The 12,103-nt window shown below is 70.9% G+C and carries 14 protein-coding genes and 1 pseudogene; 3 read left to right on the forward strand and 12 right to left on the reverse strand.

Going from position 1 to position 12,103, the window contains the following annotated elements:
* Positions 1-147: 147 nt before the first annotated feature.
* Complete coding sequence (locus ACWD1Z_RS12760; protein ID WP_451118070.1) at positions 148-1,041, reverse strand: phosphorothioated DNA-binding restriction endonuclease; 894 nt, start codon at positions 1,039-1,041, stop codon at positions 148-150.
* A 129-nt stretch (positions 1,042-1,170) separates the two neighbouring features.
* On the opposite strand from ACWD1Z_RS12760, the gene ACWD1Z_RS12765 reads away from it, so the two are divergent.
* Positions 1,171-1,443, forward strand: coding sequence for a hypothetical protein (locus ACWD1Z_RS12765; RefSeq protein WP_451118072.1), 273 nt, complete (start codon positions 1,171-1,173; stop codon positions 1,441-1,443).
* A gap of 216 nt (positions 1,444-1,659) precedes the next feature.
* Complete coding sequence (locus ACWD1Z_RS12770; protein ID WP_451118074.1) at positions 1,660-1,893, forward strand: hypothetical protein; 234 nt, start codon at positions 1,660-1,662, stop codon at positions 1,891-1,893.
* A 37-nt stretch (positions 1,894-1,930) separates the two neighbouring features.
* Here ACWD1Z_RS12770 and ACWD1Z_RS12775 read toward each other — a convergent pair whose 3' ends face one another.
* The 9 genes from ACWD1Z_RS12775 to ACWD1Z_RS12815 all read right to left on the reverse strand — a co-directional run bounded on the left by ACWD1Z_RS12775 (position 1,931) and on the right by ACWD1Z_RS12815 (position 9,897).
* Positions 1,931-2,485, reverse strand: a complete 555-nt coding sequence (locus tag ACWD1Z_RS12775; protein WP_451118075.1) for a YciI family protein — start codon at positions 2,483-2,485, stop codon at positions 1,931-1,933.
* Positions 2,486-2,544: 59 nt separating this feature from the next.
* Complete coding sequence (locus tag ACWD1Z_RS12780) at positions 2,545-3,258, reverse strand: bleomycin resistance protein (RefSeq protein WP_451118077.1); 714 nt, start codon at positions 3,256-3,258, stop codon at positions 2,545-2,547.
* Positions 3,259-3,300: 42 nt separating this feature from the next.
* Positions 3,301-3,558 (reverse strand): DUF6174 domain-containing protein, encoded by a 258-nt coding sequence (locus ACWD1Z_RS12785; protein ID WP_451118078.1) that lies wholly within the window; start codon positions 3,556-3,558, stop codon positions 3,301-3,303.
* Between the two features lie 112 nt (positions 3,559-3,670).
* Positions 3,671-4,207: a hypothetical protein gene (locus ACWD1Z_RS12790; protein ID WP_389417236.1), complete on the reverse strand. Its 537-nt coding sequence runs from the start codon at positions 4,205-4,207 to the stop codon at positions 3,671-3,673.
* Between the two features lie 205 nt (positions 4,208-4,412).
* Positions 4,413-5,477 carry a peptidoglycan recognition protein family protein gene (locus ACWD1Z_RS12795; protein ID WP_451118080.1) on the reverse strand — a complete coding sequence of 355 codons (1,065 nt, stop codon included), beginning with the start codon at positions 5,475-5,477 and terminating at the stop codon, positions 4,413-4,415.
* Positions 5,478-5,812: 335 nt separating this feature from the next.
* Entirely contained in the window at positions 5,813-6,628 is an 816-nt protein-coding gene (locus tag ACWD1Z_RS12800) for an SAM-dependent methyltransferase (protein ID WP_451118082.1), read from the reverse strand.
* 81 nt (positions 6,629-6,709) lie between these two features.
* Complete coding sequence (locus ACWD1Z_RS12805) at positions 6,710-7,819, reverse strand: ABC transporter substrate-binding protein (protein ID WP_451118084.1); 1,110 nt, start codon at positions 7,817-7,819, stop codon at positions 6,710-6,712.
* Between the two features lie 179 nt (positions 7,820-7,998).
* Positions 7,999-8,892, reverse strand: coding sequence for an oxygenase MpaB family protein (locus ACWD1Z_RS12810; protein WP_451118086.1), 894 nt, complete (start codon positions 8,890-8,892; stop codon positions 7,999-8,001).
* Positions 8,893-9,210: 318 nt separating this feature from the next.
* Entirely contained in the window at positions 9,211-9,897 is a 687-nt protein-coding gene (locus tag ACWD1Z_RS12815) for a TetR/AcrR family transcriptional regulator (RefSeq protein ID WP_451118088.1), read from the reverse strand.
* Positions 9,898-9,979: 82 nt separating this feature from the next.
* Here ACWD1Z_RS12815 and ACWD1Z_RS12820 point away from each other — a divergent pair, with 82 nt between their 5' ends.
* Positions 9,980-10,699, forward strand: coding sequence for an NAD(P)-dependent oxidoreductase (locus tag ACWD1Z_RS12820; protein WP_451118090.1), 720 nt, complete (start codon positions 9,980-9,982; stop codon positions 10,697-10,699).
* A 7-nt stretch (positions 10,700-10,706) separates the two neighbouring features.
* On the opposite strand, the gene ACWD1Z_RS12825 is transcribed toward ACWD1Z_RS12820, so the two are convergent.
* Together ACWD1Z_RS12825 and ACWD1Z_RS12830 are read right to left on the reverse strand one after the other, a co-directional pair.
* Positions 10,707-11,141, reverse strand: a complete 435-nt coding sequence (locus ACWD1Z_RS12825) for a tetratricopeptide repeat protein (RefSeq protein ID WP_451118092.1) — start codon at positions 11,139-11,141, stop codon at positions 10,707-10,709.
* 4 nt (positions 11,142-11,145) lie between these two features.
* A pseudogene (locus tag ACWD1Z_RS12830) lies at positions 11,146-12,054 on the reverse strand (pirin family protein); the annotation flags it as partial.
* Positions 12,055-12,103 lie beyond the last annotated feature (49 nt).

The raw sequence follows: 12,103 nt of genomic DNA on the forward strand, positions 1-12,103 counted from the left end.
GTCTCCGCGGACCGTAAGGCCGGGCCGGCGGGTCCGAGCGCAGCACATCTTCGGCGCGGCCGATCCCGAGGGATTCGCTGCCATGGGTGTCGTCGAGACCCTGGTGCACATTCTTCCCCGACACCCGCTGGTACGGCGCCTCGCTGATCAGGGAGCAGCGGCGGGGCGCGGACTGCCGTGGAAGACCTGGCGGGCGTGCCAGTCGCGATGGGTGTCCGCCACGGGGCGTACGCCCGGCTGCGGGCCGACGAGGGGGCGGCCCGCGAGGGCTATGACGTGTTCGCGGGCCGCGGGGCTGTGGCCGACGAAACCCTGCGAGACCAGGATCCGGTGGCCGTCGCCGACGCCGAGGACTCCCTTGTCGAAGAGCTTGTGGTGCAGCGAGCACAGACAGAGGCCGTTCTCGATCTCGTCGGGGCCGCCGAACGCCCACCACCGCACGTGCGCGGCCTCCAGACCGACCGGGACCATCCCGATCCTGCCGTCGTAGCCGCAGAAGGCACACCGGTACTCGTAAGCGGTCAGGACCAGTTCCCTCATGCGCCGGTCCCGTTGCCGCCGCGCGGGCGTGAGCAGCTCAGTCTCCGCGGGCTCCAGCTCCAGTCCGACGGCTTCGCACAACTCGCCGTGCAGCGAGGGCGGGAAGTGCAGGTCGAGGAGTACTCGTGCGATGCGGACGAGGAGGTGGGGGTCCCGTCGCAGGGCCGATCTGAGGTCCGGTGCGAGGCGTCCGGCGGCACGCGTTTCCCGGAGCTCCCGCAGTCCGGTTCCTGGGCTGCCGGGCCCGCGGTCGGTGTGCACCTCCCACACGCCGTCGCTGACCAGGTGGTGGAAGGGGTAGGCCGGTGTCGTCCGGTTGGGCGGGCCGTACTCGGTCAGGAGCCGTTGCAGGTCTTCCTCCACCGCGCTGTACCGGAGCTCACCATCGGCGTCTTCCTGGAAGCGGCCGAGGGCGTACAGGAGCAGCAGCGGCTTATGGGGAGCACGCGTCCCGTTCCTCGCCCACTGTCTGAGCTTCGCGGTGCGTTCGAGCCAGTCCATGGGCGGTGATCGTAGTGGCATGCCTGCTTACGATCCGTAACAGGTGTTATAAGTACTAACGCGATCGCTGGACCCCGGCGCCCCGGCGCTCGGCGCGCGATAACGGGCGACTGTTCTTACGCTCGTGTAGTGGCACACACCTTCGAGGAGCTGATCCAGAAGCAGCGCGCCGCGGACGAGGCGCATCGCCGGGTCGAGGCCCTGCTCGAGCAGTACGGGCCCGCGACTCAGGTCGACGCCTGGTCCGGGATGCAGCGGCAGACGTACAACACCGCCTGGCGAGCCTGGCGGGACCTTGAGCGGGACGCCCATACCGCCATCACGGAATACGCGAGGGAGCAGGGTGCGTCCCTCAGCGGCGTGGAGGCCGAGGTGGCGGCGTCCGTGCGGAAGGCGAAGTAGCGCGTCGGCGGCCGGCCGGCGCGGGCCTCCAGCGCCCGCGGGCCTGCGCAGCAGCCACTGGCGGAATCAAGTACCGCCGCGGCCCGGCGGACCCCGAAGCGCCCGTCGTGCTGCGTGGGGAACTGGTCGGCCAGAAGGTCCACGGCCCCGTGACTGACGCCGGCGGGGCTGTGCCAAGGGTGACGTAGGCTCACCGCCGGGGAAAGGAGCTTGCCCATGACCTCCGACGGCGAGCGGACACGGATCACGGTCGACGGCGAGGAGTTCGAGGTCGTCCAGCCGCACGACAGCCCTGGGTCCTACGACCTCAGCTGGCTGACCGGGCCCGATCCGCAGTACGGGTTCGGCTTCCAGACCCATCCCCCGGCGCCGGTCAGCCGCGCCGAACTCGAAGAAGCCGTACGGGACTTCCTTGCTCAGGTCGATCCGGCTACCGGCCACATCGAGTAAGTAGCCAGGACGCTCTACGGGTTCCCAGCCGCGCGGATCACTCCTCGCGCCCGCCGAACTGCCAGTCGTGCACCTCGATGTCGGCGTATCGACCCGGGGTCAGGACGGTGCGTGCCGCAGCCGCGTCGGGAGCCCTGAGCAGCACCGCCGTTCCGAGCCAGGCGGAGCCGTCGTCGGAGAGCAGGGGCCCGTAGGCGATGAGGTCGTTCCCTCGGTCGGTCGGCACGGTGAGGTCGGCGCCCTGTCCTTCGCCGAGGCCGAGCACCAGGTACCGGTTGCCGCCGTCCCGGCCGCCGGGGAAGTCCCACATCGTGCGCCCGAGCAGGTTCCGCCAACGGCGCACCAGCACGTCCCGGTAGACACCGGCCTGGTAGTTGGGCTCGTCGAAGGCGAACGCGCGGGCCGCTGCGGCATCGGGCAGATCGACGATATGCACACTGCCGGTCGGCGAATCGCCGTCGGCGGCGAAGGTCGGGCCGCGGGCGATCATCCGCGCCGCGTACCCGTCCATGTACGACCAGTGCTCTTCCAGCAGTTCCTCGCGCAAGGGCAGCGAGCGGGGCCGGTCGCGGTGGTAGCAGAAGTACTCCATGGCCGCAGAGCCTGGCCCACAACGCGGGGTGCAGCAAACGACTTTGGCGCGCGGCTGCTTCAGGCTCCCTCACCGGATCGCAGATCTTCGAGGCGCGCAAGGGCGTCCCGGGCCGCGTCCTGTTCCTCGGCGGTGAGACGAAGGGCCGCCGCCCGGGTGAGTGCGGATCCCATCGCCTCGTCGTCCCCGAGCCGCCCGGCGACGTCCGCCCGCAGCACGAGGAGCTGCAACAGCTGCACCCGCGTGGGCTGTTCGTCCTCCAGACCCAGCACCCGGTCGATGACCTTCGCGGCGCTCGCGGGGTCCTCCTTGGAGTCGGCGAGCAGGGACGCGTGGTGCAGGGCGCGCGCGAAGGTCTCCTCGGGCGCGGGCCGGTGGTGCGGGTCGTCACTCGTGGGCTGCCCGACGCGGATGCAGTTTCCGCCGGGATCCGTCATGAGGAACTGCCGTACGCCGTACGACATGTCCTTCAGCGGCCCCAGGCGGGGGAGTCCGCGGGTCGGGATCCTTCCGTACGCGGCCTTGAGTCCGGCCCGGAAGGCTTCGTGGAGCCCATCGACGTCACCGGTCTGCACGTAGCAGGTACTGAACGACTGGGTCGGCTCGTACTGCTTCATTCCGAAGAACTGCAGCTGGATCCCGCCCCGTTCGACGACCGCGTAGGGGTTGGGGCTTCGCTGCTGGAAGGTCACCTCGAAGCCGAGAGCGGTGTAGAAGTCGAGCACGGGTGGGAGGGTTCGGCACGGAAGGATCGGAATGGTCTTCTCATCCATGCCCTCATTCTAATCAAACTTGAATAGCCGTGCGGGGCGGCTTCAGGAGGTGGGGCCGGCGCCGGGTTCGTCGTAGTCGCTGATGACGTACAGCGCCTCGTCGTCGATCGCGTTCTCCAGCCAGTCGATGGTGATCCGTTCCGGGTGGCCGTCGGCCGCGTATTCGGCTTCCGCCTTGTCCGCGTTCTCCTCTCGGGCCTGGTTCAGTTCGGTCAGCAGGGCGCCGAGGGTGGGGACTTGCTCGGGAGAACGGGCGACCAGGCGTCGTGCGCCGTCGTCGAGTCCGACCGCCTTGGTCACGGCGGCATGCGGGCTTCATGGTGACGGTCCCTTCGACACGGTTCCTGCTGCTACGACGCCGGTCGAGGGCGGAACGTTCAGGTGCCGGGCCGTGCACCCGGGCGAGGAGCCGTCAGCGTTCGTCCGCCCGGGAGAGCGCTTCGGTGATCAGGCGGGTGGCGAAGTCGCGGTCGTCGGTGAGGCGGTTGATGTGCTCCGCGAGCAGGAAGGCGGTGGCTTCGAGGGGGTTCATCTCGTCCTCGGTCCACTCCCCGTACCGCTTGCGCCACAGGTTGGGGCTCAGCCCTGTGCCGGCGGCGACGATCAGGCCGGCCATGGTGGGGATGGCCTCGGGGCGGATGCTCCTGGGCATCATGCGCATCGAAGCGACGAGGTTGGGCACGACCCGCTCGATGACGTCCTTGCCGTGCTCCTCGTACGCCCGCCGCAGCCACTGCATGTACATGTAGATGAGGGTGCAGGCGCCGTCCAGCAGGTCGGCGACCCCGCCGGGGCCCAAGGACGCGGCGAACTGGTCGGTCAGCTCCTGCTGTTCGGCGTCGGTCGAGGTCTTGGCGCTGTAGATGGCTCTGAGGCGGGAGTCGACCATCATGAGCGCGGCGTCCACATCGCCGACGGGAGCGTACTGGGGGTCGCAGGGGGATGGCACAGGACGCCTCCTCGACTGACCGTGCGTAGCGCGCTGGGTCCGTACAGTAGCCCGCCGACGGGGCGAGGGTCTGCCGAATGCCGATGCGGGGCTTGTTCGCCTCGGACGGCTGCCCGGCGTCGTCCGGGCGGACGCGGCCGGGCACGCCGAACGGCCCATCCGGGCCTGAGCCATCGCGTGGCGCCGACGGCTCGGTCCGCCCGGGTCAGCCTTCCTTCCAGACGAGTACGGAGACGACCGCGCTGGTGACCGTGATCGGCACGTCGGCCTGGTTGAGGAGCCGCACCCGCATGCTCCGGCCGGACGCCAGGCGCTTGGTCAGCGGCACCACGGCGAACGTGTCACCCCCGGTCCCCACGATCTCGTCGATGGGGTGGTCCGTGCGATGCTCCGCGCCCTCGAACTCCGACATCCGGGCCTGGACCACGCACCTGTCGGGCAGGCCGTCGAAGCGCAGGCTCAGGGAGCCGGTGAAGCGGGCCGGGCCCCGGACGAAGACGCTGCCGCCCTCGCCGTGGCCGCCCGGTTCATCGGCCCACTCGGCGGTCAGCTCGACCGAGTCCCAGGCGCCCGGCGCCAGTTGGTACGGCTGCGCCAGGCCGAGGTTGACGTACTGGGGCATGGGGTCGTCATCTCCTTCCCATACGCCGGCCGGCAGGCGCAGGCATACGGCGAGGTCGCTGCGGAAGTCCTTCATGTCGAAGCCGCGGGGGTCGGGCTTCTGGTCCGACCACTCCAGATGGCCGATCGCGCTCTTCGCGCTCCAGCCGTGCGCACGGCAGATCCCCGCGGTGGCCTTGACCATGGCGACGTACTGGGCACGCGGCCACGGGTCCCGGCCGTTTCCCTCGTTCTCGCACTCCCAGCCGTAGAAGCGGCTGTTGCCGTCCACGGCGCCCGGACTGCCCTGGTGCTCGTCGGTGGCGGGCGGCCGGGCGCCGTACGACTCGTTCATCACGGCGGCGAGTACGTCGGGGTCGCCGCCGCCGGCGTGGTTGGCGCGGCCGTTGCCGGTGAGGTGGACGGTGCCGTCCTTGGTGATGCAGCCGGTGGCGAGCGGGCCGGGCAGGGCGCTGTGACCGTGGAAGATCATGCCCACGACGTCCGTGCTCGGTCCGGTCACGGTGTGATGGATCATCACGCCGTGCACCGGCCCCCAAGGGCCCACGTGGTTACGGTTGTTGGTCCGCCAGCCACCGACTTCACGGACGGCGCAGCCTTCGGCACGCAGTGCCGCGACCAGCCGGTCGGCTTTGAGGGGAGCGGCCATGGTCAGTCCTCCGATCTCGGTGGGGCGGTGGCTGTCCCGGTCCACGCGCGCCGGTTCGTCCCGCCCACGCCATGCCGGGGGGACACCGGTTCACCTCGAAGGTTCTTGCCCCCGACAGGTCGCAGGCACGCCAACCGGGCCGCTGCCGCGGGGCCAGGGGGATCGATCTGGGCCATCAGGGTCACAGGTTCCGTCTCTCCCGATCAGGCCGGTGAAAACTGTCACCTCCAGTGAAGCGGGATGCGCCGGCCCCGCCCATCCCTCGTACGGCTGAATCGGGATCATGGGCGCCAGGGATGAACCCTGGCGCCACCTGCTGATGCCCCGATGCGCCGTTACGGCTTCCGGGCGAGACCGCCGTGCTCGGCGATGACCTCCGGGGCGGGAGCGCCGGGCTCGGGGCGCCACTGCGTGACCGGGACGACGCCGGGGTCGATGAGCTCCAGGCCGTCGAAGAAGCCAGTGATCTCCTCGACGCTGCGCAGGTTGTACGGGACGGCCCCGCTGTTGTTGTAGGCGTCCTGGGCCAGCTCGAAGGCCGGGTCGATGCCGCGCGAGCCGTCGTTGATGGAGAGGTGACTGCCCGGGGGCAGGGCGTCCATCAGCCGGGTGACCAGGGAGCGGGCCTGGTCGTAATCGGCGACGTGGCCCAGGATGTTGCTGAGGATGAGCCCGGTGGGGCGGTCGAAGTCCAGCGTCGCGGCGGCGGCTTCGAGGATGCGGTCGGGGTCCGTCACATTGGCGTCGATGTAGGCGGTCGCGCCCTCGGGGGTGGAGTAGAGCAGGGCGCGGGCGTGCGCGAGGACCATCGGGTCGTTGTCGACGTACACGATCCGCGACTCGGGGGCGAGTTGCTGCGCCACCTCGTGGGTGTTCTGGGCGGTCGGCAGGCCGGTGCCGATGTCCAGGAACTGCCGGATGCCCGCCTCGGAGACGAGGTACGTGATGTTGCGGCGCAGGAAGGCACGGCTGGACCGGGCGATGCTGACGATGCCGGGGAAGACGGCGGTGTACGCGTCGCCGGCCTCCTCGTCGACGGGGTAGTTGTCCTTGCCGCCCAGCCAGTAGTTCCAGATCCGGGCCGAGTGCGGAACGGACGTGTCGATCTTCTGGTGCTCCGCCGGTTCGGGCATCGTCACAGGGTCATTCATGAGTCGGGGCCGTCCTTCAACCAAGGCGTGGATCTTTCACCGCACAACCTACGTCCGAACACCCGTCGCATGCCCACCGGTTCAGCTTTTCGGGCACGGGGTGTCGCAGCCGGTGTGCAGGACCCGGAAGCGATCCGGTCGCGCCGGGTCCCGGTCGACGACCTGGATCGGCGGCCGGGCCCACTGCCACACGCCGATGTCCGCCGTACGGGAGAACTCGATCCGCCCACGTGTGCCCTCGACCGCGACGCTCGGCCAGGCCTCGGCGATCCGCTTCCTGTCGGTGCCGCGCGACCGCAGGATCTCGGCGAGGACGGCGACCGTGTCGTAGCCCTCGAACGCGACGAAGGAGGGCGCTGGGGCCAGCGGCTCGCGCAGGGCCGTCTCGACGCGCACGCCGAGGGGGGTGAGGTGCTCGGGCAGGTAGCGCAGGAAGGGGATCCCGGCGCCGTCCTCGCCCAGCAGCGTCGCCCATGCGGCGAACTCCGGCTGCCCGGCAGGGGCGCCGATCAGGACCTCGGCGAGGCGCTGGTCCCGGCGGACGGCCTGGACGAGGGGTACTGCCGGTTCCGGATGGCCGACCAGCAGGAGGAGGGCTGTCGCACCGGTCCCGGCGAGTTCGTCGCAGAGCGCGGCGGGCGTGAGTGCGTTCGTGTCCAGCTCGGTGACGGAGCCGCCGCGTGCGGCGAGGTGGTCCCCCAGGATGCGGGTGCCGGTGGCCCAGTAGAGGCTCGGCTGGGTCGCTACGGCGATACGGCGGTGGCCCGCGCCGAGGAGGAAGTCGGCGTAGGTCCGCCAGCCGCGGGACTGCGGCGGGGACAGGCGCGCGACCCACTCCGTGGGCTGCTCGGTGAGCGCGTCGAGCACCGAGGACGTGCAGAGGAACGGCAGGCCGAGGGCGTCGGCCGTGGTGGCGGCGGCTCGGGCGACGACGCTGTGATACTCCCCCGCCAGGGCGGCGACTCCCAGGCCGGCCAGTTCCTCCACGGCCGCCACGGCTCTCCGCGGATCGGCCGCGGTGTCCCGGACCAGGAGTTCGACGCCTCTTCCGCCTAGGCCGCCGGCGTCATTGACCTCCCCGACGGCCAACTCCATTCCTGCGAGCAGGTGTTGGCCTGCCTCGATCCAGCCTGGCCGGGTCAGCGGAGCGAGGACGCCGATCCGGATGGCTGATTCGTCTGGCGTACGCATGCGAAGGCGTCCCCCGAGTGGTGATGCGGTTCCGTGTGATCATCGGTTGCGCCGAGAGTAGCCGAGCGGGTCCCCGCAACGCCGCGCTCGTTTCTGAGACCGGCGTCGGGGTGAGACCGGCCGGACGGCTGCATGAGCTGTGGGCTGGGCGCGGCGAAGGCGCGGACTCCAGCCCCCGTTCAGCTGCCCGCCATGGCTGCCAGACGGGTCCGGGCCGCCTCCTGGATCGGGGACGGGCCGCGTGCCCACACCAGGCCCCGGCCGACCGCGGTGGCCAGCGGCCGGTCCACGGTGCCGCGCGCCAAGGCGGGCCGCCGGATGCCGAGTTCGGCCCGTGCCCAGCTCGGGAGCAGACCCAGCGAGGCATTCATCAACACGCCCGCGACCAGCCGTTCCCGCCGATTGCGGCCGAAGCCGCGCAGGAACCGCATGGCCTCCAACGCGGCCGGGGTGACGTGGAGTTCGGGCCGCATACCGGCCAGGTAGCGCGTGACGTCGCGTGCCGTGCGCGGTACGCGCTCCGCGCCCAGCGCCTCCGCGACGGGGGCGACCTGCGCGAAGTAGACGTCGCGTTCGGCCGGAGTGAGACGGTCCCTGGGCTGGGCGTACGTCTGGTAGCCCGTCAGGAAGCTGTACACCTCGGCGGTGTGCACCCAGGTCAGCAGCGCCGGGTCGTCCGCGCGGTAGGACCGCCCGTCGGGTGCCGTTCCGTGCACCTGCGTGTGGATCCGCCGTACGACGTCGATCACTTGCCGCGCCGCCTGCTGCGAGCCGAAGGTGGTGGTGGTGATGAACCGCGCGGTGCGGGTGAGGCGGCCGACGGGGTCGGTGCGGAAGTCCGAGTGCTGGTCGACGCCGGCCATCGCCAGCGGGTGCAGTGACTGGAGCATCAGCGCGGCGAAGCCGCCGGTGAGCATCCCGGCCGGATGCCCGTGCACCCGCCAGGCGGGGCTGTCCGGGGCGATACCGAAGAGCCCGGGGTCACCGGGCGGCCCCGCATAGCGCTCCAGCTTGAGATCACCGCCGTGCACGGTCCCCTTCAGCTCGTCGGCGATCCGGTCCCGTATGCCCATCAGTGCCTCCGCGCGCCTGCGACACCTGAAATATACGTCCGCGGAATGTCCCGCCCCACGCCGACGACGGTGCCGTACCGCGTCGCCGTCGACATGTGGGGCGCCGCCTCGCCGCTGCCGGCCGACGGGCAGGCGTACCGTGCGCCGCTGTGGCCGGTGAACCTGTGGTGGGGCCTGTTCGTCTCCCACGTCCCCTTCAGCCGGTATGCCGCGATGCGCTCCGACACGGCCGACGACCTCATGGAGTTGCGCGAGGCGGTCCGGCTGTATCTACCGGAAGATCGCGCAGGGCCCGTATCTCGGCACCGTGTAGCCGCGTCAGCTGTGCGGGCCCCGGTGCCCTTGTGCGCCAAGGGCGTCGAGGATCAGGTCGAGCCCGTAAGTGAACTCGTCGGCGTAGTCGTAGCCGGGCTTGAGGACGTGCTCCGTGGCGAGTTCCATGAGGTGGGGATGGGCGTCGGCGGGCATGTCGCTGAGGATGGCGCCCGCCACCTCGTCCAGGTCGCCCTCGGCCGTGAACGGCAGGCTCAGCTCCTGGAGCACGAAGCCGTACAGGTAGCTGTCGATCAGGGAGACGGCGTGCGCCGTCATCGGGACGGAGAGTCCTCCGGCGCGCAGCGCTCCGATGACGGCGTCGTGGTGGCGCAGGGTCGCGGGGCCGGGCCGGGAGCGGGAGTCCATCAGGCCGATGGCCCACGGGTGGCGCTTGAGGGCGGCGCGGGCCGAGAGGGCGCGGTGCCGCATGCCGCTCTTCCAGTCCGTGTCGCGCGGCGGCAGGTCGATCTCGGCGAACACCGCGTCCACCATGCCGTCGAGGATGTCCTCCCGGCCCTTCACATGGTGGTAGAGCGACATCGCCTCGACGCCCAGGGGTTCGGCGATGGCCCGCATGGTGAGCGCGGCCGCGCCCTTCTCGTCCGCCACGGCCACGGCCGTACGGATCACTCGCTCCCGGCTGAGCGGGACGCGCCCGCCGCCCTTGGCCGCCGTGCCCGTCTTGGGCATCCATCCCTCCTTCATTGACTGCCTTACGGCATAAGGCTACCTTCCTTACAACGTAAGGCAGGACCGTCGAAGGGGCTGCGCCATGGGCACGGATCGGATGAGGAAGGTCTGCATCGTCGGAGCTTCCGGGAAGCTCGGGCGGTACATGGTCCGGCACGCGCTGGAACGCGGCTACGAGGTGGTCGGCGTCTGCCGTGAGGGCAGTGTGCCGAAGCTGGCCGAGTTCGAAGGGCGGATCACCGTCGTGCCCGGGCAGACGGACGACCGCGAGGTGATCCGGAAGGCGGTCGCGGGGTGCGACGGGGTGCTGACGGTGCTGGTGCCCTGGGGGGTGCGGCAGTACTCATCGGGCACGGCCCAGGCGGTGCTCGATCATGCCCGGCCGGGCGCGCGGCTGGTGTTCTCCTGCGGCTGGCACATCACGCGCGACGGCAAGGACCGCTACTCATGGCTGTTCAAGGCCGGGGTACGGATCGCCGCCGTCCTGGCCAAGCTCGTCCGTGCCGTCGAGCTCGACGACCAGGTCGAGGCCTGCCGGCGGATCTTCGCCAGCGACACCCGGTGGACCGTGGTGCGCGGCAGTTCCCTGGAGGAGGGCGAGAGCCAGGGGCTGCCCGTGTGGAGCCGGCATGTGGGGGATCCGGTGCTGGCCAGCAACCTGACCCGCAGGGTGGACTTTGCCCTGTTCATGGTCGAGGCGCTGACCGACGACGGCCTGGTCCAGGAGGCCCCGGCCATCGTCGGCTGCCGATCCGCCAGCGCCCTCGCGCACACCGGCGGACCGCACAAGCGCGCCCAGTAGGTACCGCTCAGTCCTCCGCGGGCAGTTCGCCCGCGAACGCGGCCGCCATCCGCAGCCAGGGCGCCGCCTCCTCGCGACGGCCCTGGCGCTCCAGGGTGCGGCCCAGCATCAGGTGGGCGTAGTGCTCGACCGGGTCGCGGTCGATGATCCGGCGCAACTGCTCCTCGGCCCGCCCCAGTTGGGCCGAGTGGTAATAGGCGCGGGCCAGCAGGAGGCGGGGGCCGGTCTGCTCCGGGACCTCCTCGACGACATCGGCGAGGAGGCGGGCGGCGCCGATGTAGTCCTTGGCCTCGAAGAGGAGTTGAGCCCTTTCCCAGCGCTCGAGGACCGTCTCCTCGTGCGGGACGCCGACGCCGTTGTCGAACAGGTGCAGGGCGCTGGCCCAGCGGTCGGGCGCGACTCCGTCGTGGGCGGCGTACTCGTTGAAACGCTCGGTCGTCATGTCCTCAGTCCTCGCATCGATGAGGTTGATGCATCAACCATGTGCGCCAACGTGGGCCCGTGCGGTCGTATTCCGGGGGTACGGCGGTCAGTGGCGCGAGGGGTTCCGGCGCGGGGAGCCGGTCGCCGGGGTAGCCCGCCACCTCGCCGAAACGGTCGGAGGAGGCTTCCCACTCCTCGCGGGCGCGGGCGATGTCGTCGTGACTGCGGCCGACGAAGTTCCACCGCATGACGATCTCCTCCTCGAACGGCACTCCGCCGAGCAGGACGGTCCGCGCCGGCTCCTCCGACTCGTTGACCAGAGTGAGGGCGTCGACTCCTGGGTGGACGTACCCCAGCTCCGCCCGGTGGAGCGGTGTGTCGGCCACGCGGACGTCTCCGCAGTCCACGAGCAGGCCGTGCTCGAAGCCGGGGTCGACGGCGAGGGTGACCGTGGCACGCGGCGCGAGGATGATCTCGGCGCCGTCGACGAAGAGGGGTTCGGGGACGTGGTGCTGGAAGGCGCGCGCGGTGTTGCGGTGCTCCTCGGGCAGGGCGACCCAGAGCTGCACGCCGTGCAGGACGGTGGTGCGGGGCGTCGAGACCTCCGAGTGGGCGATGCCGTAGCCGCCCGTCATGAGGTTCATCTCGCCGGGCCGGACGAAGGCGTGCGAGCCGAGGCTGTCGCGGTGCTCCATCTCCCCGCTGAACAGCCAGCTGACCGTCTGCAGACCGGTGTGCGGATGCGGCGGGACCCGCATGCCGTCGGTCGCGGCGACGTCGTCGGGGCCGTAGTGGTCGGCGAAGCACCAGGCGCCGATCAGGCTCCGCGCGCGCTGGGGCAGGGTGCGCCGTACGGTCGTCGCGCGCGGGCCGCCGAGCGGGACCTCGCGGGCGGAGAGTACGTGCTCACCGGGCCCATCTCCCCCTTGTTCGGTCCTTGTGACCGGCTGTTCGGTCCTTGTGGCCGGCCACCGTCACGCC

This window comes from Streptomyces sp. NPDC002784 (assembly GCF_053592135.1).